This is a genomic window from Vreelandella sp. EE27 (assembly GCF_968206495.1).
The window spans coordinates 2,095,234-2,117,390 of record NZ_OZ309109.1 but is presented as its reverse complement, the minus strand read 5'-3'; the positions used below and the strand labels follow the sequence as shown (position 1 = coordinate 2,117,390).

Sequence of the window (22,157 nt, the reverse complement as noted above, 5' to 3'; positions counted from 1 at the left end):
ACCGACATTGTTGGCAATCGGTTTGCGACAAGGAGAAGCGTTATGGGCGCGTTGACCAAAGCGGAGCTTGCGGAACATCTACATACCGAGCTTGCGCTGTCCAAGCGGGAAGCAAAAGCGATGGTAGAGACGTTTTTCGAAGAGATTCGAGCCTGCCTGCGTGAAAACGAGCAGGTAAAGCTCTCGGGCTTTGGCAATTTCGACCTGCGCGACAAGCGCGAGCGCCCGGGGCGAAATCCCAAGACCGGCGAGGAGATCCCGATATCCGCTCGCCGGGTGGTGACGTTCCGGCCTGGCCAGAAACTCAAGCAGCAGGTCGAGCACTTCACCAGCTCTTAAGCGCCTAACACCCAAACGGGGTTAAAGCCGGCCAGGCGTAAAAGCGCCCCTTCCCAGGGGCGCTTTTTTATGCGCGGTGCGCCACTACGCCATTAGCGTTCAGGGCGCGGGGTAGGGCGTATGCGCAAAGCGCGCAAGTCGTGTTAATATCTGAGCAAATTCATCAAGTATTGGTCGGGAGTTCGATGATGCCTCAGCTCAATATTTTAGTGGGCACCATGTACGGTGGCGCCCTCGACGTGGCCGAGCAGGTCAAGCCGCTGTTCGAAGCGGCGGGCTACACGGTTGCCATCAAGGAAGAACCCTCGGTCGAGGATGTCGCCAATGGCGAGAGCCTGGCGCTTTTCTGTGTCTCAACGACCGGCAGCGGTGACTACCCGGGTAACTTCGTGCCTTTCGTGCGGGCGTTGAAAGATCAGTCGCCGGCGCTCACCTCGCTGCGCTATGGCCTCATCGCCTTGGGCGATAGCTCGTATGGCGACACCTTTTGCGGCGCCGGGCGCGCGCTCGACGCGACGCTCGAAGACCTGGGGGCCACGCGGTTGGGCGAGCGCCTCGAAGTGGACGCCATGGAAACCTTCATGGCCGACGACGCTGCGCTACCCTGGGTGGAAGAGTGGATCGATGACCAAGCGCTAAAGGTCGCCTGAATGGAGCGCGGATCTCCAGAGCGGGTGAGCGTGGCGGTTGGTCTTTGTATCGTCATGCTTTCGGTCATTCCGCGCTATATGGCCGGTGGTTTCGAGACGCGCCAGACCCTTTTACTTATCGCCCTGACGCTGGTCGCTGGGGCGGCGGTGGTCAACTGGCGGTTGCTGAGCGCGCAGGCCCGGGCGCAGCTGCCCGCGCTGCTCAAACGCCTTGGCGTCATGTTGGTGGCCGGCGCGGTCGTGATGGGTGTTTGGCACGCGCTGATGACCGACTGGCTCAGTTGGCAAGAGTTTATCTCCCACGCCGCGACCTGCGGGCTTTTGCTTTACGCGATAAGCCTTGGATGGCGACGAACGACAACCGAATGAGAAGGGCGCGGGTAATTTAACGGAAACTCCCTTGTAATTACGCGGCGCGCCCCCATCTTGCGAGCATGGTGCTTGCCACTATGCGCCGGGGTTTCTAGAATTGCCCCTTTGAACATGTATACGCACTCAACATAATGCCCAGCCGCTAGAGGACAATTCATGCAAGTTTCTGTCGAGACGACCTCCCCCATCGAACGCCGCATTACCATCCAGGTGCCGGCGGCCGACATCGACGAGGCTGTCAGCGCTCGCTTGAAAGACACCGCGAAAAACGTTCGCTTGAACGGTTTCCGCCAGGGCCGGGTTCCCATGGACGTCGTACGTCAGCGCTACGGCGACAGCGTGCGTAGTGAAATCGTTGGCGAAGTCATGCGCGAGCGTTACGTGCGCGCGATCACCGACGAAGGGCTGAACCCGGCGGGCTACCCGCAGATCGAGCCAAAGGTCAACGAAGCGGGCAAGGATTTCGAATTCGTCGCGGTCATGGAAGTTTACCCCCAGGTCGAGCTGAACTCGATCGAAGGCACCGCGGTCGAGCGCCCGGTCGTTGACGTCAGCGAAGCCGACGTCGATGAAATGATCGAAACCCTGCGCAAGCAAAACGCCGAATTCCAGGAAGCCGACAAGGCCGCCGAAGATGGCGACCAGGTCACCATCGACTTCCAGGGCTACCTGGGCGATGAGCCGTTCGAAGGCGGCAGCGCCGAAAACCACACGCTGGTGATTGGCTCCAATAGCTTCATCCCGGGTTTTGAAGAGCAGTTGATCGGCGCCAAGGCCGGCGACGACAAGACGCTGACGGTCACCTTCCCGGAAGATTACCAGGCCGAACATCTGGCCGGTAAAGACGCCACGTTCAAGGTCAAGGTTCACAAGGTCAGCAGCCAGGAGCTGCCGCCGGTCGATTCTGCATTCTTCGAGCGCTTCGGCGTCGAAGACGGCGACGAGAGCAAGTTCCGCGCCGAAATCAAAAAGAACATGACCCGTGAAGCCGCCCAGGCGGTCGACAACCGCGTCAAGCAACAGGTGCTGGACGCTTTGAAAAACGCCAACGACATCTCCGTGCCGAGCGCGCTGGTTCAGCAGGAAACCGACGGCATGAAGCGCCAGGCCGCGCAGCAGTTCGGTCTTGGCGAAGACTTCGACGTCAGCCAGCTGCCCAACGAGCTCTTCGAAGAGCAGGCCAAGGGCCGTGTACAGGTGGGTCTGCTGCTGGCCGAAGTCATCAAGGCCCACGAGCTGGACGCCGACGATGAGGCCATCAAGGCTAAAGTGGAAGAGCTTGCCGAGCAGTACCAGGACCCGTCCGAAGTGGTCGAGTACTACATGGGTAACGACGAGCTCAAGACCCAGGTCAAATCCGCTATCCTTGAAGAGAAAGCGGTCGATAAGCTTCTGGAGCAGGCCAACGTCACCGACGTTGAAATGACCTACCAGCAGGCGCTGGCCGCGGCACAGCAGCAGGGCGAGGGTGGCGAAGAAGAGGAAAACGCCAGCGCTTAAACCGTTTGGGGCGCGCGTGTTGCGCGCGCCTTTCCCTTACCGGACGCAAGGAATCACCCAATGAGTGAGTTTGATATTCAAAACGCCGGTGGTCTCGTACCCATGGTGGTTGAGCAAAGCGCCAAAGGGGAAAGATCCTACGATATCTATTCGCGTCTTCTAAAAGAGCGCGTCATCTTTCTGGTCGGGCCCGTCGAGGATTACTCGGCCAACCTGATCGTGGCGCAAATGCTCTTTCTGGAGTCCGAAAATCCCGATAAAGATATCCATCTTTACATCAACTCACCCGGTGGGTCGGTAACCGCAGGCATGTCGATCTATGACACCATGCAGTTCATCAAGCCCGACGTTTCCACCGTGTGCGTGGGTCAGGCGGCCAGCATGGGTGCTCTGCTTCTAACGGCCGGTGCGCCGGAGAAGCGGTTTTGTCTGCCCAATTCGCGGGTCATGATTCACCAGCCGCTGGGTGGCTACCAGGGTCAGGCGTCGGATATCGAAATCCACACGCGTGAAATTCTGGGCATTCGCGAGAAACTCAATCAGATTCTGGCTCACCACACCGGGCAGGATTTAGAGAAAGTGGCGCGCGATACCGACCGCGACAACTTCATGAGCGCCGATCAGGCCAAAGAGTATGGGCTGATTGACGCAGTGCTGGATAAGCGGCCTACATCCTGATAGCGTAAACGGATACCCGCTTTTCCAACGAGCTTTTCCGGCGGCGAGAGCCGCCGCAGTGATAGAGGTACGCCAATGGCCGACGGCAAAGGCAAGGACGAAGGTGGCAAACTGCTTTACTGCTCGTTTTGTGGCAAAAACCAAAACGAAGTACGTAAGCTGATTGCCGGCCCGTCCGTATATATTTGCGATGAGTGTGTCGATCTGTGTAACGACATCATTCGCGAGGAAGTTCTCGAAGCCGATGCCGAGAGCGATGAGGAGCGTCTGCCTACGCCTCGCGAAATACGCTACACCCTCGATGACTACGTTATCGGGCAAGACCGCGCCAAGATGGTGCTATCTGTCGCGGTGTACAACCACTACAAGCGTCTCAAGACCGAAGTACGTGAAAGCGATGTGGAGCTGGGTAAATCCAATATCCTGCTGATTGGTCCGACCGGTAGCGGTAAGACGCTGCTGGCCGAAACCATGGCACGGCTGTTGAACGTACCGTTCACTATCGCTGACGCCACCACGCTCACCGAAGCGGGCTACGTGGGTGAAGATGTCGAAAACATCATCCAGAAGCTGCTGCAAAAGTGTGATTACGACGTCGAGAAAGCCGAGCGCGGTATCGTCTACATCGACGAAATCGACAAGATCTCGCGTAAGTCGGACAACCCGTCGATCACGCGCGATGTTTCCGGCGAGGGTGTTCAGCAGGCGCTTTTGAAGTTGATCGAAGGCACCACGGCCTCCGTGCCGCCCCAGGGCGGTCGTAAGCATCCGCAGCAGGAGTTCGTGCAGGTCAACACGGCCAACATGCTCTTCATCGTGGGTGGTGCTTTCGCAGGGCTTGAAAAGGTCATTCGCGACCGCTCCGAGAAGGGCGGTATCGGCTTCAACGCCAGCGTGAAGACCAAGGAAAGCGCTAAAGGCGTGGGTGAGCTTCTCTCCGAGGTCGAGCCGGAAGATCTGGTCAAATTTGGCCTAATCCCCGAGTTCGTAGGGCGCCTGCCGGTAATCGCGACGCTGACTGAGCTTACCGAAGACGCGCTGATTCAGATTTTGACCGAGCCCAAGAACTCGCTGATCAAGCAGTACGCCAAACTCTTCGAAATGGAAGGCGTGACGCTTGAATTCCGCGAGGAGGCACTACGCGCCGTTGCCGCCAAGGCGATGGAGCGTAAAACCGGTGCCCGTGGTCTTCGCTCGATTCTTGAATCGGTACTGCTGGACACCATGTATGAGATTCCCTCGCTCGAGGATGTCAGCAAGGTGGTGATCGATCAGTCGGTGATCGAAGGCGAAAGCCAGCCGCTGTTGATCTACTCCAACCAGCAAGAGACGCGCGTTGACGGGACCGACGGCTAACAAGGCCGCGCTCGATCCAGGTACTGCTTGCGCCAATACAAGGGGTCGCCTAGGCGACCCCTTGTTGTTGTCCAGGCACTGCTGGCCCGCGCCGCGCCGTGGGCCGATGACCGGGTCCTTGCCATCCAGCGGCTGACGTTACCAGGCCGCGTCTTCCATCTTGTTAAGCGCTTATAAGTGGTAACGCTTTATCGAGCGCTTATCCGATTTTGAGGAACGTCTGCGATGCAGCAGAACGCCGATCAGACACAGTGTTTACCCATGTTGCCACTGCGCGACGTGGTAGTTTACCCGCAAATGGTGATTCCGCTGTTTGTGGGCCGGGAAAAATCCATCCATGCCCTCGAAGCGGCCATGGAAGCCGATAAGCGCGTCCTGTTGGTGGCTCAGCGTGAAGCCTCTCAGGACGAGCCGGATAACGACGACCTTTACGCCATGGGTACCGTTGCCGACATCATGCAGCTTTTGAAGCTTCCCGATGGCACGGTCAAGGTATTGATCGAAGGTAACTTCCGTGCCGATGTCGTGAGCATCGAAGAGAACGAGGCCGGCTATACCCAGGCGCACCTGGTGGCGCGGGATAGCGAACCGCTGACCAGTCGTGAGCAGGAAGCGCTGGTTCGCGTGCTGCTGAATCAGTTCGAGCAGTACGTCAAGCTCTCCAAAAAGGTGCCCAACGAGGTCTTGAACTCGCTGTCCGGCATCGAGGACCCGAGCCGGCTCGTGGATACCATTTGCGCGCATTTGTCGCTCAAGATCGGCGACAAGCAGGAGCTTCTTGAGATGGATCGCGTGCGCGATCGTATCGAGCACCTGATGGCGCTGATCGAGTCCGAAATCGACCTGCTGCAGGTAGAAAAGCGTATCCGCTCGCGGGTCAAAGAGCAGATGGAGAAGACCCAGCGCGAGTACTACCTCAATGAGCAGATGAAGGCCATCCAGAAAGAGATGGGTGAGCTCGATGATGTGCCCAACGAGACCGAGAAGTACGAGCAGGCGATCAAGGACTCGGGCATGCCCAAGGAGGCCTTTGAGAAAGCCACTCAGGAGCTCAACAAGCTTAAGATGATGGCGGCCAACTCCGCCGAGGCCACCGTGGTACGCTCCTACCTCGACTGGCTGATCGCCGTGCCCTGGAAAAAGCGCACCCGGGTCAAGCACGACCTGGTCAAGGCGCAAGAGGTGCTCGACGAAGACCATTACGGCCTGGAAGAAGTCAAGGCGCGTATTCTCGAGTACCTGGCGGTACAAAAGCGCGTCAAGAAAATGAAAGGGCCGGTGCTTTGCCTGGTAGGCCCACCGGGGGTGGGTAAAACCTCGCTTGGCCAGTCCATCGCGCGGGCAACCAACCGTAAGTACGTGCGCCTGGCGCTTGGCGGCGTGCGCGACGAGTCCGAAATTCGTGGCCATCGGCGCACCTATATCGGCTCGCTACCGGGTAAGCTGATGCAGCGTATGACCCGCGCGGAAGTGAAAAACCCGCTGTTTTTGCTCGACGAAGTCGACAAACTCGGTATGGATCACCGGGGCGATCCATCCTCGGCGCTTCTGGAAGTGCTCGACCCGGAGCAGAACAACAGCTTCAGCGACCACTACCTCGAGCTCGACTACGATCTCTCCGAGACGCTGTTCATTTGTACGGCGAACTCGATGAATATCCCCGGTCCGCTGTTGGATCGTATGGAGATCATTCGACTACCCGGTTACACCGAGGACGAGAAGCTGGCGATTGCCAAGCGCTACCTGCTCCCCAAGCAGCTAAAAGCCAACGGCTTGAAGCCGGAGGAGCTGGCGCTGGAAGAGGAAGCGCTTCTGGAGCTTGTGCGCTACTACACCCGCGAAGCGGGCGTGCGCGAGCTCGAGCGTCAGATCGCCAAGGTGTGCCGCAAGGTGCTGCGCGAGCGGGTCGAAGCCGAGGTGAGCAAGAAAAAAGACGCCAAGGAGCCGCCGCAAACCCTCAAGGCCGAGCATATCGAGACCTACGCCGGTGTTCGCCGCTACAGCTACGGTTTGGCCGAAAAGGAAGACCAGGTAGGGCGCGTCACCGGGCTTGCCTGGACCTCCGTCGGGGGTGAGATTCTCAACATCGAATCGGTGGTGACGCCGGGTAAAGGCCGTGTCAACAAGACGGGTTCGCTTGGCGATGTCATGAAAGAGTCGGTCAGCGCTGCCCATACCGTCGTCAAAGCGCGGGCGGCGTCGTTCGGTATCGACCCGCAGCGGTTCGAGAACGAGGACCTGCACATTCACGTGCCGGAAGGCGCGACCCCGAAGGACGGCCCGAGTGCCGGGGTGGCCATGGTGACGGCCATGATCTCCGCCTACACCAATCGACCGGTGCGCTGCGATGTCGCCATGACCGGCGAGGTCAATCTGCGTGGGGAAGTCATGCCCATTGGCGGATTGAAGGAGAAATTGCTGGCGGCGCGCCGGGGTGGTATAAAGACCGTCCTGATTCCTGAGGAAAACCGCCGCGATCTCAAGGAAGTACCGGATAACATCAAGGGCGCACTTGATATTCGTCCGGTACAGTGGATAGATGATGTGCTGGCAGTGGCGCTAGCCGATGAGCCGGACAGCGGGGCGGCAACGCTCAAAAATGCCGACCCGTCGTTTAACGGCAGTACTGTCGCCAGCACACACTAAGCGTCAAAGCCCGAAGAGGCTTTTAGTGATAAGGGGCGTCCGGGCCCGGTGGCCCGGCGCTCGAAAGTTGGTCGCTTGACAGGTATTTCAAGGCATTGCTATAAAACGCAGCTATGCTTTGAGCTTGTACCTGCCGGTGACCGCGCCGTTCAGAGCCATTTTTTCGAAACATTTAAGGGGTGAAGTGTGAATAAGTCCGAGCTGATTGAAGCTATTGCCGCGTCTGCAGATATTCCGAAAGCAGCGGCAACCCGCGCATTGGATGCCATGGTCGAGTCTGTCACCGATAGCCTCAAAAAAGGCGATAGCGTTTCACTGGTAGGCTTTGGTACGTTTGCCATTAAAGAGCGCGCCGCGCGCACCGGCCGTAACCCGCAAACGGGCCAGCCGATTCAGATTAGCGCTGCCAAAGTACCCAATTTCAAAGCGGGTAAAGCGTTGAAAGACGCCGTCAACTGATTGGCTCGCGTTTGCTGTAACGTAATGGGCGCATCGCTACGGCGATGCGCCCATGTTATTTTAAGGCCCCTTTTTTGGGCGCGATCAATGGCCGTAACGATCTGAGGCAAGCATGCTGCAAAGTATTCGCAATGGCTCCCGTAGCTGGGGCGCTAAAATCATTATTGGGCTCATGGTGGCCGCCATGGCGCTTTTTGGCGTGGAGTCGCTATTCAGCGCCTTCGGCCGCGACCCAAACCAGGTGGCAAGCGTTAACGGCGAGCCCATCATGCGCCAGCAGGTAGAGCTTGAAGTGCAGCGTGCGCTACGCTCGGGTCAGGTGCCACCAGAGCAGGAGCGTGCCCTTAGAAACGACGTGATCGACCAGTTGATCACGCAAAAACTGCTGGGTCAGTATGCCGATGAGGGTGGCTTTTACCTCTCCGACGACCAGTTGGATCAGATCATTATCACCCTGCCGGAGTTTCAGGACGGGCAGGGCCGTTTCAATGCGGATATTTTCCGTAACCAGCTTGGCCGGGCCGGCTACACGCCGGTGGCGTTTCGCGAAGAGCTGAAGGGCGATCTCAAGCGCCGCTACCTCCAGCAGGGCCTCGCCCAGAGTGACTTCGTGCTGCCCAACGAGCGCGAACGCCTTTTGGCGCTGCAAAATCAGCAGCGCAGCTTCCGCTACGTGATGCTCGACCAAAGCGATATCGACTTCGCGCCCAACGTCACCGACGACGATGTCCAGGCGTACTACGACGCCAACCCGGAGCGTTTCGAGCGCCCGGAACAGGTGCAAGTCGAGTACGTACTCATCGACCGCCAGGAGATGGCCGACGATGTCGAGGTGGACGACGAAGCGCTGCGCGAGGCCTATCGCGCGCAGAGTCAGTCCAGCGACCGTCGCTTGTCGCACATCATGATTACCTACGGCGACGAGCGCAGCCGCGATGAAGCCCAAACGCGCGCCGAGCAGGCGCTGGCGGCGATCGAGGCGGGCGACTCCTTCGAGGACGTGGCGCTGGAATACTCCGACGACACCGCCAGCGCCGAACAGGGTGGCGACCTTGGCGTCATCGCCCCCGGCATCATGGGCGAAGCCTTCGACGACGCCGCGTTCAACCTGGCCGAAGGCGAAACCTCCGAGCCGGTCGAAATGAGCGACGCTTTCCACGTTCTACAGGTGACCGAGATCGAGGGGCCGTCTTTCGAAGAGCAGCGCGAAACCCTCATGCACACGGCGGCGATCAACGAGGTCAGCGATGACTTCAACCGCCAGGTGCAGCGCCTGATCGACGAAAGCTTTGCGGCGGATGATTTGCAAAGCGTGGCAGAAGATCTAAGCCTGACGCTCTTTCAGACCGACTGGATTACCCGAGACGGCGGCACCGGCGTGCTCTCCGAGCCCGGCGTCATGAGCGAAGCGTTCACCGACGATGTGCTGCAAGACGGCTACAACAGCCAGGTCATCGAGCTCGACGACGACCGCCGCATGGTCCTGCGCGTGGCTGAGCACCGCGAGGCGACGCTGCTGCCGGTCGAAGAGGTACGCGACGACATCGAAGGGTTCGTGGCCGCCTCCCAGCGCCAGCAGGCGCTTCAGGAAGAGGCCGATCGCCTGATTGCCGCGCTCGAAGCCGGCGAAGAAGTCGATATTGACTGGCAGCAGGCAGAGGGTGTCTCCCGCCAGGGGCCCACGGCATTACCGGCAACGCTGGTGGATGGCGTATTCCGCATGGCACGCCCGGCAGAGGGCGAAAGCCGCTACGCTAGCGTTTCGATGCCCTCGAACGTCAGCGTCGTGGCGCTCGACGATGTCATCGCCGGCAGCGAAGAGCGGGATGAGGCCAGTGATTTCGTCGCGCGTATCTCCGAGCAGCTGCGCGCCCAGGCCGCCGTCGAAGGTCTGATCGCCTCGCTCAGAGACGACGCCGATATCGATCGCTAAGCGCCGATTAAAAGCACGTTAAGCAAAAGCCGACCCCTTGGGGCCGGCTTTTTTTATACCTTTTTTATACCTTGATCACTCGCCAGGCGGGGGTGATGCGAGCGGAAACTGGCGAAGTTCGGGAACAGCGAGCGCGCCTTCGGTGGGTTCGATGACGATGTCCCAGCCGTGCTCGGTGCTCCAGTCTCCCAGCACGAAGCGCTTGGCGGGTACCTCTTCCACGGTGAGCTCGTGCACCATCGGGCGGTGGGTGTGACCATGAATCATGGTGCATACCCCGTAACGGCTCATCAGTGCCGTCACCTCGGCCGGGGTGACATCCATGATGGCTTCATGCTTGCCGGCGTTGGCACTGCCCGACTCGAGGCGCAGCTTTTTGGCAAGCGCCAGGCGCTCCTGCAACGGCATGGCGAGAATTTGCGCCTGCCATTGCGGGTTTCGCGACTGGGCGCGAAACGCCATATAGCTCTCGTCCTGGGTGCAAAGGCTATCGCCATGCAGCAACACCAGCGGTAAGCCCTGCAGCTCGGTCTCCAATGCCTCGGGCAGGAGCGTGGCCCCGCAGGCGTTGACAAAACGCTCGCCGAGCAGAAAGTCGCGGTTGCCGTGCTGAAAATAGACCTCGGTACCCGCATCGCTCAGCGCGCGCAGGCGCTTGATGACCTCAATAGCGACCTCGGCGGTCGGGTGGGGCGTATCCAACACATCGTCGCCAATCCAGGCATCGAACAGATCGCCCAGTATATAGAGCGCCTGCGCGCCCCTGGCAGTGTGTTCGAGGTAGCGGTAAAACCCCTGATTGATCTCGGGGGTATCGCCGCTTAGGTGCGTGTCGGCTACCAGCAGAGTGCGCATAAGACTCCCGGGCTCAATCTTCTTTAACGTAGGCGCGCTCGATGATCACGTCTTCCGCGGGGACGTCGGCGTGCATACCGCGGCGTGTGGTGCTGACGCCCTTGATGGTGTTGACCACGTCCATACCATCGGTCACTTCGCCAAATACCGCATAGCCCCAGCCTTGCAGGTTCTTGCCGCTGTGGTTCAGGAAGCTGTTGTTACCCACGTTGATGAAAAACTGTGCGGTAGCCGAGTGCGGGTCCTGGGTGCGCGCCATGGCCAGGGTTCCGATTTTGTTTTCCAGACCGTTATCGGCCTCGTTCTCGATCGTATCCCGAGTCGGTTTCTGTTCGAAATCCTGATCGAAGCCACCACCCTGGACCATGAAGCCGTCGATCACGCGGTGAAACAGCGTGCCGTCATAAAAGCCGTCGCGCACGTACTGCTCAAAGTTGGCGGCGGTTTTGGGCGCTTTCTCGAAATCGAGCGTGACGGTGATGTCACCAAAGTTCGTCTGTAATACGATCATGAATAAATTCCCATTGAATAAAAGCGTTCGCCTTGGCGCTGTGCATCGGCGTCGCGTTATAATAGCGGTTTTGCCCGGCGCCGCGAAGCGCTAAGGCTTTTAGCTTGGATTCTAGATGCTTAGGGTCTAGTCATCCGGGTTTTAGAAGCTTAGGCGTCAGCCGGCCGGCACGCCATCCACTGTGAGGTTATCAACACCGCCATGAGCAACGAGACCACCAAAGCGCCGAACTTCATTCGCAACCAGGTAAGCGACGAGATCGACAGCGGGCAGGTCAGCAAGATCGTGACCCGTTTCCCGCCGGAGCCCAACGGTTTCCTGCACATTGGCCATGCAAAATCGATTTGTCTGAACTTCGGGCTGGCCCAGGACCTGGGGGGCGACTGCCATTTACGTTTCGACGACACCAACCCGGCCAAGGAAGAGCAGGCCTATATCGACGCCATCAAGGAAGACGTCGAATGGCTCGGGTTCGAGTGGGCCGGCGAGGTGCGCTATGCGTCCGACTATTTCGACCAGCTCTACGCCTGGGCGCAGCACCTGATTCGTGAAGGCAAGGCCTACGTGGATGACCTGAACCCGGACGAGATTCGCGAGTACCGCGGCACGTTGACCGAACCGGGAAGGCCGAGCCCTTACCGGGAACGCAGCGCCGAAGAGAATCTGGATCTTCTCGAGCGCATGCGCCTGGGCGAGTTCGGCGAAAGCGAGAAGGTGCTGCGCGCCAAAATCGATATGGCCTCGCCGAACATCAACCTGCGCGACCCGATTCTCTACCGCATTCGCCATGCAAGCCACCACCAAACCGGCGATGCCTGGAAGATCTACCCGTCCTATGATTTCACCCACGGTCAGTCGGATGCCCTGGAGGGCGTGACCCACTCGATCTGTACGCTGGAGTTCGAGGATCACCGCCCGCTTTACGAGTGGTTCTTGAACAACCTGCCGGTGCCCAACAAGCCGCGCCAGATCGAGTTCGCCAGGCTCAATCTCAACTACACCTTGACCTCCAAGCGTAAGTTGAAGCTGTTGGTCGACGAACAAATCGTCGATGGCTGGGACGACCCGCGTATGCCGACCATTTCGGGTATGCGCCGTCGCGGCTATACGCCGGCATCGATCCGCAAGTTCTGCGAAATGATCGGCGTGACCCGCGCCGACGGTGGCCTGGTCGATATCGCCATGCTGACCCATGCGATCCGCTCGGACCTGGAAGACAACGCGCCGCGGGCCATGTGCGTACTGAAACCGCTGAAGGTCGTGCTGACCAACGTCGAGGAAGGCTTCGAAGAGACCTATGACGTGCCGGGCCACCCCGCCCGCGACGACATGGCCGTGCGTAAAGTGCCGCTGACCCGCGAGCTTTATATCGACCAGGACGACTTCATGGAGGATGCACCCAAGAAGTTCTTCCGCCTGGCGCCGGGTAAAGAGGTTCGCCTGCGCAACAGCTACGTCATCCGCTGTGACGAGGTGATCAAGGACGACGCTGGTGAAGTGATCGAGCTGCGCTGCTCGGTGGATTTCGACACCCTGGGCAAGAACCCGGAAGATCGCAAGGTGAAGGGCGTGATCCACTGGGTCAGCGCGGTCCACGGCGTGAACATGGAAGTGCGTTTGTACGACAACCTCTTCATGGTCGAGCAGCCCGACCGGGACAAGGACGCCGATTTCCTCGATCACCTGAACCCGGCGTCGCTAATCGTTTGCCAGGCGATCGGCGAGCCGAGCTTGGCGGACGCCACCCCGGAGTCGCGCTTTCAGTTCGAGCGGGTAGGTTATTTCTGCGCCGACCGTCACCTCTCTACGCCGGACAAGCTCGTCTTCAACCGCACCGTGGGTCTGAAAGATACCTGGGCGAAAATTCAGAAGAAAGGCTAAGGGGCGTTTATGCATATCTACAATACGCTGACGCGCCAGAAGGAAGCGTTCACGCCCCTCGAGGCCGGGCGGGTCAGCATGTACGTCTGTGGTATGACGGTTTACGACTACTGCCACCTGGGCCACGCCCGGGTGATGGTGGCGTTCGATGTCATCAGCCGCTACCTGCGCGCGCGCGGGTATGACGTCAACTATGTACGCAACGTCACCGACATCGACGATAAGATTTTAAAGCGCGCCGATGAAAACGGCGAATCCATCAGCGCGCTCACCGAGCGCATGATCGACGCCATGCACGAGGACGAGGCGCGCCTGGGGGTACTCCCACCGAGCCGCGAGCCGCGGGCTACCGGCCACATCGATGACATCATCGCGATGATCGGGACGCTGATCGACAAGGGCTTTGCCTACCGGGCGGATAACGGTGATGTCTATTACCGGGTACGCAAATTCGAAAGCTACGGCAAGCTCAATAACCGCCAGCTCGACGACATGCGCGCGGGCAGCCGGGTCGAGGTCGATACCCACAAGGAAGACCCGCTCGATTTCGTGCTCTGGAAAGCCGCCAAACCCAGCGAGGCCCATTGGGCGTCGCCCTGGGGTAACGGCCGCCCGGGCTGGCACATCGAGTGCTCGGCGATGTCCACGTGCTGTTTGGGCAATACCTTCGACATTCACGGTGGCGGGCCGGATTTGACCTTTCCCCATCACGAAAACGAGATCGCCCAAAGTGAGGCGGCCACCGGCCAGACCTACGTCAACACCTGGATGCACGCGGGTGCCGTCCGGGTCGACCAGGAGAAGATGTCCAAGTCATTGGGCAACTTCTTCACCATTCGTGACGTGCTGACCGAGCACGACCCGGAGGTGGTGCGCTATCTGCTGGTCGCCAGCCACTACCGCAGCGCAATCAACTACTCGGTGAGTTCCCTGGTCGAGGCGCGCAAATCGCTGATCCGTTTTTATACCGCGCTCGACGGCGTCGAGCTCGAAAAGGGGGCAAGCGAAGAGGCGGATGCAAGCGAGTTCGACGCCCGCTTCAAAAGCGTCATGGACGACGACTTCAATACGCCCGAGGCGCTGGCGGTGCTGTTCGATCTGGCCCGCGAGCTCAACCGCGCGAAAGCCGAAACGCCTGCGATGGCACCGCGCTTGGCCTCTGAGCTCGTGCGTTTAGGCGGGGTGCTGGGGCTTTTGCAACAGCCGCCCCAGGCCTTTCTCAAGGGCACCGCTCAGGCCGCGATCAGCGAAGCCGAGATCGAAGAGAAGATCGCTGCGCGCCAGGCGGCCAAGGCCAACAAGGACTTCGCCCAGGCCGACGCTATTCGCGATGAGCTCGCCGCCAGCGGTATCGTGCTCAAGGACTCCCGTGAAGGCACCACCTGGATGGTCGAGGCACCTTGATCCGCAAGTGTCAGGGTGTGGCGCTTGACGGCACGCCACCTATACTTAACGCTTTGATGAGCCACTTGAATAAAGGATGATGACAATGCGCTCCATGGTAAAACCCGCACTGGCCGGCTTGGCCCTTACCTTCGCTGCAAGCCATAGCCACGCCGCCGACCCCGTTATCGTGTCGTCTAAAATCGATACCGAAGGCGCGGTGCTGGGCGAGCTGATCATCCAGACCCTGGAGCGCGAAGGCATCCCCACCCAGAGCCGTTTACAGTTGGGCGCTACCAGCGTGGTGCGCAACGCCCTTCTCGCCGGCGAGATCGACCTCTACCCGGAATATACCGGTAACGGTGCGTTCTTTTTCGATATGACCGATAGCCCCGTTTGGAACGACGCCGACAAGGCCTATGAGGCCGTGCGGGAGCGCGACGCCGAGCAGGGGCTTGTCTGGCTACGTCCTGCCAGCGCCAACAATACCTGGGCGATCAGCGTGCGCGGCGATGTCGCCGAGGCAAACGAGCTGGTCACCCTCGACGACCTGGCCGAGTACCTGGAGCAGGGCGGCGATTTCAAGTTTGCCGGAAGCGCCGAGTTCGTCGAGTCCGAGCAGGCGCTGCCCGCGTTCCAGCAGGCGTATGGTTTCGAGCTGGGAGCCGATCAACTGCTGGTGCTTTCCGGCGGTAACACCGCGGCGACCATGCGCGCCGCCGCCCAGCAAACCAGCGGCGTTAACGCGGCCATGACCTACGGCACCGACGGCGGTCTCAACGCCCTGGGGCTGGTCGTGCTCGAGGACACCAAGGGCGTGCAGCCGATCTATCAGCCCGCGCCGGTGGTACGTGAAAGCGTGCTGGCCACGTACCCGGCCATGGAAGAGCACCTGGACGCGGTGTTCGAGACGCTGGATCTCGAGACGTTACAGCGTCTCAACGCCGACGTAGCGGTCAACGGTTTGTCGCCGGACCAGGTCGCCAGTGACTACCTCGATAGCCTGGGCGATTAATCGATGCCGAGGAGGATGGCGGCTTTTCTCGACATTCGTGGTAGCCAGTTAGCGCCCAACATCGTTCTGGTGGCCCTGGTCGGTGCCATGCTCGCCGCGGTGTGGCTACTGGGCGTGGTCAGCGTCGCTCCCAACCGTATCGTGCCCGGCACCTCGTTTGGGCTGATTGAAGCGCTGGGCAGGACCGGGGCAGTACTCATTACCCTGCTGCTGGTAGCGCTGGGGGCCCTGGCGCTCAAGCCTAACCGCGTCAATTATCAGGCGATGCTGCTGCTGGTCGTTTTGATGCTGTTGCTGCTGCCCTTCGGGTTGATGGTCGCGGGCCATTTTCTGATCGACCCGGACATCGCCCAGGCCCGCCTGGGGATCGGTGCGGCGTACTGGACGCTTCTGTTCGTCTTGTTGCTCTGCCTGGTGGAGCTTCGTCTGCGCCTGGGTATCAAGCGCCTTGCCACCACTGCGCTGCTGGTGGGCGTGGCGGTGGTCTGGTGGCTCTGCGCGCGGTATTGGCTGGGCGAGCTTGCCCTGGTGCAGGAGTTTCGCTCGCGCCAGGGGGCGTTTTTCAGTGCGCTCACCCAGCATGTCGTGCTGGTGGCAAGCGCGGTCGGCGTGAGTATCGTGCTGGGGTTGGCGCTTGCGCTATTGATGCGCCGCTTCGCCCGGGCGCAGAAAGTCGGCTTCGCGCTGCTCAATTTTTTTCAAACCGTGCCGAGTCTGGCGCTTTTTGGTCTGCTGCTGGCCCCGCTTGCCTGGCTGGGGGCCAATGTGGCCTTTTTGGGCAACCTGGGGGTGAGCGGGATTGGCAACACGCCGGCGCTGATCGCGCTGATCGCCTATAGCCTGCTGCCGATCGTGCGCAACACCTACATCGCCCTGGGGGCGGTGCGCCCGGATACGCTGGAGGCCGCTACGGCCATGGGCATGCGCCCGAGCCAGCGGTTTTGGCAGGTGCGCTTTCCGCTGGCGCTGCCGGTGCTGCTGGAAGGCGTACGCATCACTACCGTGCAGGCGGTGGGGCTAACGGCGGTGGCCGCGCTGATCGGCGCCGGGGGGCTTGGTACGTTCATCTTTCAGGGCCTGGGGCAGGCGGCCATGGATATGGTCCTGCTCGGGGCGCTGCCGATCGTCGTCATGGCATTGATCGCCGACGCCGGGCTTGGCGCGCTCGCCGACATAACCCGTCACGGAGGACAGCCATGATCGAGCTTAAAAACGTCTCCAAGCGCTTTGGCGATACGACCGCGGTCGACGCCATCTCCTTGAGCATTCCCACGGGCAAGTTGTGCGCGCTGGTAGGCACCTCCGGTTGCGGTAAATCGACCACCCTTCGTATGATCAACCGGTTGATCCCTCACAGCGACGGCGAGATTCTGCTGGACGGCCAGGCCGTCGAGAGTTTCGACGCGGTCAAGCTGAGGCGGCGTATCGGCTACGTGATTCAGAGCACCGGGCTTTTTCCCCACTGGAGCGTGGCGCGCAATATCGGCCTGGTACCGCGGCTGCTCAAGTGGCCGGCGGACCAGGTGAGCGCTCGGGTCGAGGAATTAATGGGCACTTTTAGCCTGCCCATGGACGAGTTCGCGGACAAATACCCCCATCAGCTCTCCGGCGGGCAGGCCCAGCGGGTGGGCGTTGCCCGGGCGCTTGCCGCCGACCCGGATATTCTGCTGATGGACGAGCCCTTCGGGGCGCTGGATCCACTCACTCGGGAAAAGCTCCAGGACGAGCTGGCAAGACTGCAAGCCAAGCTGCACAAGACCGTCGTGTTCGTCACCCACGACATGGACGAAGCGCTCAAGCTCGCCGACCACCTGGTGGTCATGCGCGACGGCCACATCGTGCAGCAGGGAAGCCCGCTGGCGCTTTTACAACACCCCAATGACCCGTTCGTGGAGTCACTTTTAGGCGGCATCGAGCGCGGGCTCAAGCAGGCCGCTTTGAGTCGGGTACGGGATCACATGACCTCGCTGGGCTCGTCGATTCCCGCCCACTCGCGCATTCCGGCGGACTTTACGCTGCGCCAGGGCCTTTCGATGATGCTGCGCGATCACAGTGACCGGCTCACCGTGGTGGACGCAAATGACATGCCCATCGGCGAACTCTCGCTGCGCCGGTTGATCAAAGAGGCCCGCGCCGACGGGGGAGGCTACCGTGCAGGTCAATAGCGCCGCGTCTGACGCTCATCGCTTGGCGTTGTCGAAACGCTGGCTTATCCCGCTGGGCTGGGCACTGCTGCTCGCGCTTGGCGTGTTTGGCATGGCCTATTTCGAGGCTCTTTTCCGTTGGGTCGAGCCCGGCGCCCGTCAGGTGATCTACTCGCGGGCGAGCTTCGTGGACCTGCTCGGTCGCCATCTGTTGGTGGTCGGCGTAGCGGGCGTGGTGACCGTGTGCATCGGTATTCTCGCCGGTATCGGCGTGACCCGTGCGCGCGGGCGCGATTTTCTTCCCCTGGCCGGGCAGCTGGCTTCCCTGGGCCAGACCTTTCCGCCGGTCGCTGTGCTGGCGCTTGCCGTACCGGTACTGGGCTTTGGCACACCGGCGATCATCGTCGCGCTGATGCTTTACGGGCTGCTGCCGATTGTGCGCAATACCCTGGCAGGACTCCAAAATGTCGATGCCAACACCAAAGAGGCGGCGTACGCCATGGGCATGACGCCGCGCCAGATCCTTTGGCGCGTGGAGCTGCCGCTGGCCGCTCCGGTGATTTTGGCCGGCGTGCGCACCTCCATCACCATCAATATCGCCACGGCGGCGCTGGGCGCCACGGTGGGCGCGAGCAACCTGGGCGACCCGATCATCTCCGGTATCGTCAATAACAATATGGCCTACGTGCTGCAGGGCGCGCTTTTGATTGCGCTGCTGGCGCTGACCGTCGATAGCCTTTTCGATCTTTTCCAACAGACGCTGAGCCGCCGCTTGCCACATTAAGGCGTCTGCGTTTGATTCAGCGTCTGCCAGGGCGCCGGACCCCCGCCTTAAGTTGTATCCCTAAAGTCGCTTTGCTGAGTTACTGTCCTTGTGTTGCGTCGAGCGCTGCCAGATAAATCCACTGGCAGAAACGTCCGGTACCGACAACACTACCCTCAAAAGGGGTCAATAAGGACAATAATCATGACACGCTTTGATCATCAGCCGACCTTCATGACCGGCGACGAATTTTCCATCCCGACCTTTAGCCTGCTAAGCCCGGAAGGCGAGCTCTACCCGGGCGCGAGCGCTCCGGCGCTCGGCCGCGAGCACGCCAGACGCTTATATAAAGCCATGCTGGGCACAAGGCTTCTGGACGAGCGCATGATGGCCGCCCAGCGCCAGGGGCGGCTGAGCTTTTACATGCAGAGTACCGGCGAGGAGGCCGCTATCGTCGGCGCTACCGCGGCGCTGGATGATACCGACATGATCATGGCGCAGTACCGCGAACAGGGCGCGCTTTTGTATCGCGGCTTCACCATCGACGAGTTCATGAATCAGCTTTTTGGCAACGAGCTGGATTACGGCAAGGGTCGCCAGATGCCGGTGCACTACGGCTCGCGCAAGCTTCATTACATGACGATCTCCTCGCCGCTTGCGACCCAAATTCCCCAGGCCACGGGCTACGCCTACGGCCAAAAGCTCGCCGGTGAGGGCCTTTGCACGCTGACATTTTTCGGCGAAGGCGCGGCCTCGGAAGGGGACTTTCACGCCGCGCTCAACATGGCCTCGGTGCATCAGGTCCCGGTCATCTTTTTTTGTCGTAACAACGGCTACGCGATTTCTACCCCGGCGGTCGAGCAGTTCGCCGCCGACGGCATCGCGCCTCGGGCGATGGGCTATCGCATGCACGTCATTCGGGTCGATGGCAACGACGCGCTGGCCGTTTTCGAGGCTACTCGCCAGGCGCGCTGCATTGCGGTGGAGCAGAACAAGCCAGTACTGATCGAAGCCATGTCCTATCGCCTGGCGGCGCACTCCTCCTCGGACGACCCGTCGGGTTATCGCGGTAAAAACGAGGAGGAGACCTGGCGGCTCAAGGACCCGGTACTGCGGCTTAAAAAGTGGTTGATTCAAAACCAGTGGTGGAGCGACGAGGAGCAGTCCCGTGAAGAGGAGCGCCTGCGCCGGGAGATCCTGGAGACCATGAAGCGCGCCGAAAAGCGCGGCTCCCAGCCGCTCGATTCGCTGATTACCGATGTCTACGCCGATGTCACCCCAGAACTTCAACGCCAGCTCGACGAGCTCAAGCGCCACATTCGCCGCTACCCCGAGGCCTACCCCAGAGGCGCCAAATCGCTGGATCTGGAAATCGAACCCTCGGCGGACGCTCAAGAGCAGGAGCAGAAACATGGCTAAAATGAACCTGCTACAGGCGATCAATAACGCCCTCGATACCGCCATGGCCGAGGACGACAAGGTTCTCTGCTTTGGGGAAGACGTCGGCGTGTTCGGTGGCGTATTCCGCGCCACCAGCCATCTCCAGGAAAAGTACGGCAAGGCGCGCTGCTTCAATACGCCGCTGGTCGAACAAGGCATCATCGGGTTCGCCAACGGCCTGGCCGCGCAGGGCTCGGTGCCGGTGGCCGAGATCCAATTCGCCGACTACATCTTTCCGGCCTTCGATCAAATCGTCAACGAAACCGCCAAGTTTCGCTACCGCTCTGGCGATCTTTTCAACGTGGGTGGGCTGACCATTCGCACCCCCTACGGCGGTGGCATCAGCGGTGGGCTCTACCACTCCCAGTCGCCGGAAGCCTACTTCACCCACACGCCTGGGCTCAAGGTGGTGGTGCCGCGTAATCCCTACCAGGCCAAGGGGCTTTTGCTCGCCGCGATTCGCGACCCGGACCCGGTGCTGTTTTTGGAACCCAAGCGCCTTTACCGGGCCTCGACCGGCGAGGTGCCCGAGGAGGATTACCAGCTTCCCATTGGCGAGGCCGAGATCATCCGCGAGGGCAACGATATCACCCTGGTGGGCTGGGGCGCGCAAATGGAAGTGATCAGCAAGGCTGCCGAGCTTGCCGAAGAACAAGGTATCGCTTGCGAGGTCATCGACCTGCGCACGCTCTCCCCCTGGGACATCGACACCGTGGTGGAGTCGGTGCTCAAGACCGGGCGGCTGGTGGTTAGCCACGAGGCGCCGCTGACCGGTGGCTTTGCCGGCGAGATTGCCGCCACCATCGCCGAGCGCTGCTTTTTGTACCTCGAATCGCCTATCCGTCGGGTGACCGGGCTTGATACACCGTTCCCCCTGGTGCTCGAAAAAGAGTACCTGCCGGATCATTTGAAAATTTTTGAAGCGATTCGCGAAAGCGTCAACTTCTAGCGCCGGGGGAATAACAATGAGCGATTTTGTACTGCCGGATATCGGCGAAGGCATCGTTGAGTGCGAAGTGGTCGAGTGGCGCGTCGAAGAGGGCGAGCGTATCGAGGAAGACCAACCGATCGTCGAGGTGATGACCGACAAGGCGCTGGTCGAAATCACCGCGGCGGAAGCGGGGGTAGTCACCAGACTTCATGTAAAAAAAGGCGAAATCGCCCGGGTTCACGCGCCGCTTTACGCCTACCAGGCCGACGACGAGACGGCTTCCCAACCCGGCGAGGATGAGTCCGAAACGCCGGTGCGGGAAGACAAAGCGCCCGAGGGCGAAGTCGATATTAAAGCCAGCACCGAGACGCCGCTTCCACGCTCGGCCGCCCAAGTGGGCAACGTCTCGAGCGCTCAGGCAAAAACGCCGGCAAGCCCCGCGGTGCGCCGGCTGGTGCGCGAGCACGATCTTCAACTTGCGGCGATCACGGGTAGCGGCAAGGCGGGGCGGGTGTTGAAAGAGGACGTGCTGGCGCATCTTGAAGGGGGGAGCGCAGAGGCCCCGGCAAGCCCACCTGCTACGCCCGGCGCCAGCCGAACCGAGCCGCTTCGCGGGATGCGCGCGGCGATGGCCAAACGCATGGTGCACGCGGCCAGTACGATTCCGCACTTTCACTACGGCGAGGAGATCGATGTCACCGCGCTGCTGGCGCTGCGCGAGCGTTTGAAGCCCGTTGTAGAAGCGAGCGGCGGGCGTCTGACGTTGATGCCGTTTTTCATGAAAGCGATGGCGCTGGCCCTGACGCAGACGCCGATCGTCAACGCCCAGTTGAACGAGGCCGGCGACACGCTTCACTATTTCGATGCGTGCAACATCGGCATGGCGGTAGACGGCAAGGCGGGGCTGATGGTGCCCAACGTCAAGGGGGTCGAAGGCTTGACCCTCGTAGCGCTTGCCGAGGAAGTCGCCCGGTTGACCGAAGCGGCCCGGGAGGGGCGCGTCGACCAGGCCGATCTAAAGGGCGGCACCATCACGATCTCGAATATCGGTGCGCTGGGCGGCACCTACGCTGCGCCGATCATCAACGCCCCGGAAGCGGCGATCGTGGCCATCGGCAAGACCCAGTGGCTGCCGCGCTTCGACGCCCAAGGGGGGCTCGAGCGCCGGGCGCTCATGACGGTGACCTGGGCCGGCGATCATCGCTTTATCGACGGCGGCACCATTGCGCGGTTTTGCAACGCCTGGAAGGGCTTTCTCGAGGCGCCGGAGACGATGCTCTTGCATCTGCGCTAACCCTTGA

General features: G+C 60.8%; 20 protein-coding genes. 18 read left to right on the top strand and 2 right to left on the bottom strand.

Translation table 11 applies throughout. From position 1 onward, the window contains the following. Positions 1-42: 42 nt before the first annotated feature. From ihfA to ACWHVV_RS10125, 9 genes are all read left to right on the top strand, one after another. The gene (gene ihfA / locus ACWHVV_RS10165; RefSeq protein WP_447528959.1) at positions 43-339 is read left to right on the top strand and encodes an integration host factor subunit alpha; all 297 of its coding nucleotides are present in this window, start codon (positions 43-45) and stop codon (positions 337-339) included. 188 nt (positions 340-527) lie between these two features. Continuing rightward, positions 528-989: a flavodoxin domain-containing protein gene (locus ACWHVV_RS10160; RefSeq protein WP_447926147.1), complete on the top strand. Its 462-nt coding sequence runs from the start codon at positions 528-530 to the stop codon at positions 987-989. Next, complete coding sequence (locus tag ACWHVV_RS10155) at positions 990-1,358, top strand: hypothetical protein (protein ID WP_447926146.1); 369 nt, start codon at positions 990-992, stop codon at positions 1,356-1,358. It begins immediately after the preceding gene. Between the two features lie 159 nt (positions 1,359-1,517). After that, complete coding sequence (gene tig / locus ACWHVV_RS10150) at positions 1,518-2,861, top strand: trigger factor (RefSeq protein ID WP_447926145.1); 1,344 nt, start codon at positions 1,518-1,520, stop codon at positions 2,859-2,861. A 60-nt stretch (positions 2,862-2,921) separates the two neighbouring features. Continuing rightward, positions 2,922-3,539, top strand: a complete 618-nt coding sequence (gene clpP / locus ACWHVV_RS10145; RefSeq protein ID WP_447893495.1) for an ATP-dependent Clp endopeptidase proteolytic subunit ClpP — start codon at positions 2,922-2,924, stop codon at positions 3,537-3,539. Between the two features lie 75 nt (positions 3,540-3,614). Next, complete coding sequence (gene clpX / locus ACWHVV_RS10140) at positions 3,615-4,895, top strand: ATP-dependent Clp protease ATP-binding subunit ClpX (RefSeq protein ID WP_447926144.1); 1,281 nt, start codon at positions 3,615-3,617, stop codon at positions 4,893-4,895. 225 nt (positions 4,896-5,120) lie between these two features. Further along, positions 5,121-7,541: an endopeptidase La gene (lon, locus tag ACWHVV_RS10135; RefSeq protein WP_447528953.1), complete on the top strand. Its 2,421-nt coding sequence runs from the start codon at positions 5,121-5,123 to the stop codon at positions 7,539-7,541. A gap of 186 nt (positions 7,542-7,727) precedes the next feature. Beyond that, positions 7,728-8,000 carry an HU family DNA-binding protein gene (locus tag ACWHVV_RS10130; protein ID WP_447528952.1) on the top strand — a complete coding sequence of 91 codons (273 nt, stop codon included), beginning with the start codon at positions 7,728-7,730 and terminating at the stop codon, positions 7,998-8,000. Positions 8,001-8,112: 112 nt separating this feature from the next. Beyond that, a complete protein-coding gene (locus ACWHVV_RS10125; RefSeq protein ID WP_447926143.1) occupies positions 8,113-9,933 on the top strand; it encodes a SurA N-terminal domain-containing protein in 1,821 nt (606 codons plus the stop codon). Between the two features lie 75 nt (positions 9,934-10,008). Here the strand turns inward: ACWHVV_RS10125 and ACWHVV_RS10120 are convergent, their stop codons facing one another. Then, the gene (locus ACWHVV_RS10120; protein WP_447926142.1) at positions 10,009-10,788 is read right to left on the bottom strand and encodes a UDP-2,3-diacylglucosamine diphosphatase; all 780 of its coding nucleotides are present in this window, start codon (positions 10,786-10,788) and stop codon (positions 10,009-10,011) included. A 13-nt stretch (positions 10,789-10,801) separates the two neighbouring features. After that, entirely contained in the window at positions 10,802-11,299 is a 498-nt protein-coding gene (locus tag ACWHVV_RS10115; RefSeq protein ID WP_447926141.1) for a peptidylprolyl isomerase, read from the bottom strand. A 201-nt stretch (positions 11,300-11,500) separates the two neighbouring features. Here ACWHVV_RS10115 and ACWHVV_RS10110 point away from each other — a divergent pair, with 201 nt between their 5' ends. From ACWHVV_RS10110 to ACWHVV_RS10070, 9 genes are all read left to right on the top strand, one after another. Continuing rightward, positions 11,501-13,180, top strand: coding sequence for a glutamine--tRNA ligase/YqeY domain fusion protein (locus tag ACWHVV_RS10110; RefSeq protein WP_447926140.1), 1,680 nt, complete (start codon positions 11,501-11,503; stop codon positions 13,178-13,180). Positions 13,181-13,189: 9 nt separating this feature from the next. Further along, complete coding sequence (gene cysS, locus ACWHVV_RS10105) at positions 13,190-14,584, top strand: cysteine--tRNA ligase (protein WP_447926139.1); 1,395 nt, start codon at positions 13,190-13,192, stop codon at positions 14,582-14,584. A gap of 85 nt (positions 14,585-14,669) precedes the next feature. After that, positions 14,670-15,578 carry a glycine betaine ABC transporter substrate-binding protein OsmF gene (gene osmF / locus ACWHVV_RS10100; RefSeq protein ID WP_447926138.1) on the top strand — a complete coding sequence of 303 codons (909 nt, stop codon included), beginning with the start codon at positions 14,670-14,672 and terminating at the stop codon, positions 15,576-15,578. 15 nt (positions 15,579-15,593) lie between these two features. After that, positions 15,594-16,778, top strand: coding sequence for an ABC transporter permease (locus ACWHVV_RS10095; protein WP_447926137.1), 1,185 nt, complete (start codon positions 15,594-15,596; stop codon positions 16,776-16,778). Next, the gene (locus ACWHVV_RS10090; protein WP_447926136.1) at positions 16,775-17,743 is read left to right on the top strand and encodes an ABC transporter ATP-binding protein; all 969 of its coding nucleotides are present in this window, start codon (positions 16,775-16,777) and stop codon (positions 17,741-17,743) included. The genes ACWHVV_RS10095 and ACWHVV_RS10090 overlap by 4 nt, the downstream gene beginning before the upstream one ends. After that, entirely contained in the window at positions 17,730-18,506 is a 777-nt protein-coding gene (locus tag ACWHVV_RS10085; RefSeq protein WP_447926135.1) for an ABC transporter permease, read from the top strand. Before ACWHVV_RS10090 ends, ACWHVV_RS10085 begins: the two co-directional genes overlap by 14 nt. 183 nt (positions 18,507-18,689) lie before the next feature. Next, entirely contained in the window at positions 18,690-19,904 is a 1,215-nt protein-coding gene (locus tag ACWHVV_RS10080) for a thiamine pyrophosphate-dependent dehydrogenase E1 component subunit alpha (protein ID WP_447926134.1), read from the top strand. Further along, positions 19,897-20,874 carry an alpha-ketoacid dehydrogenase subunit beta gene (locus ACWHVV_RS10075; protein WP_447926133.1) on the top strand — a complete coding sequence of 326 codons (978 nt, stop codon included), beginning with the start codon at positions 19,897-19,899 and terminating at the stop codon, positions 20,872-20,874. Before ACWHVV_RS10080 ends, ACWHVV_RS10075 begins: the two co-directional genes overlap by 8 nt. 16 nt (positions 20,875-20,890) lie before the next feature. Then, positions 20,891-22,150 carry a 2-oxo acid dehydrogenase subunit E2 gene (locus ACWHVV_RS10070; protein ID WP_447926132.1) on the top strand — a complete coding sequence of 420 codons (1,260 nt, stop codon included), beginning with the start codon at positions 20,891-20,893 and terminating at the stop codon, positions 22,148-22,150. Positions 22,151-22,157: the final 7 nt, after the last annotated feature.

What these genes read in the sequence shown, in the direction of transcription:
- ihfA (WP_447528959.1), top strand. Translation starts at nt 43, where the DNA reads ATGGGCGCGTTGACCAAAGCGGAGCTTGCGGAACATCTACATACCGAG.
- ACWHVV_RS10160 (WP_447926147.1), top strand. Translation starts at nt 528, where the DNA reads ATGCCTCAGCTCAATATTTTAGTGGGCACCATGTACGGTGGCGCCCTC.
- ACWHVV_RS10155 (WP_447926146.1), top strand. Translation starts at nt 990, where the DNA reads ATGGAGCGCGGATCTCCAGAGCGGGTGAGCGTGGCGGTTGGTCTTTGT.
- tig (WP_447926145.1), top strand. Translation starts at nt 1,518, where the DNA reads ATGCAAGTTTCTGTCGAGACGACCTCCCCCATCGAACGCCGCATTACC.
- clpP (WP_447893495.1), top strand. Translation starts at nt 2,922, where the DNA reads ATGAGTGAGTTTGATATTCAAAACGCCGGTGGTCTCGTACCCATGGTG.
- clpX (WP_447926144.1), top strand. Translation starts at nt 3,615, where the DNA reads ATGGCCGACGGCAAAGGCAAGGACGAAGGTGGCAAACTGCTTTACTGC.
- lon (WP_447528953.1), top strand. Translation starts at nt 5,121, where the DNA reads ATGCAGCAGAACGCCGATCAGACACAGTGTTTACCCATGTTGCCACTG.
- ACWHVV_RS10125 (WP_447926143.1), top strand. Translation starts at nt 8,113, where the DNA reads ATGCTGCAAAGTATTCGCAATGGCTCCCGTAGCTGGGGCGCTAAAATC.
- ACWHVV_RS10120 (WP_447926142.1), bottom strand. Translation starts at nt 10,788, where the DNA reads ATGCGCACTCTGCTGGTAGCCGACACGCACCTAAGCGGCGATACCCCC.
- ACWHVV_RS10115 (WP_447926141.1), bottom strand. Translation starts at nt 11,299, where the DNA reads ATGATCGTATTACAGACGAACTTTGGTGACATCACCGTCACGCTCGAT.
- ACWHVV_RS10110 (WP_447926140.1), top strand. Translation starts at nt 11,501, where the DNA reads ATGAGCAACGAGACCACCAAAGCGCCGAACTTCATTCGCAACCAGGTA.
- cysS (WP_447926139.1), top strand. Translation starts at nt 13,190, where the DNA reads ATGCATATCTACAATACGCTGACGCGCCAGAAGGAAGCGTTCACGCCC.
- osmF (WP_447926138.1), top strand. Translation starts at nt 14,670, where the DNA reads ATGCGCTCCATGGTAAAACCCGCACTGGCCGGCTTGGCCCTTACCTTC.
- ACWHVV_RS10095 (WP_447926137.1), top strand. Translation starts at nt 15,594, where the DNA reads ATGGCGGCTTTTCTCGACATTCGTGGTAGCCAGTTAGCGCCCAACATC.
- ACWHVV_RS10090 (WP_447926136.1), top strand. Translation starts at nt 16,775, where the DNA reads ATGATCGAGCTTAAAAACGTCTCCAAGCGCTTTGGCGATACGACCGCG.
- ACWHVV_RS10080 (WP_447926134.1), top strand. Translation starts at nt 18,690, where the DNA reads ATGACACGCTTTGATCATCAGCCGACCTTCATGACCGGCGACGAATTT.
- ACWHVV_RS10075 (WP_447926133.1), top strand. Translation starts at nt 19,897, where the DNA reads ATGGCTAAAATGAACCTGCTACAGGCGATCAATAACGCCCTCGATACC.
- ACWHVV_RS10070 (WP_447926132.1), top strand. Translation starts at nt 20,891, where the DNA reads ATGAGCGATTTTGTACTGCCGGATATCGGCGAAGGCATCGTTGAGTGC.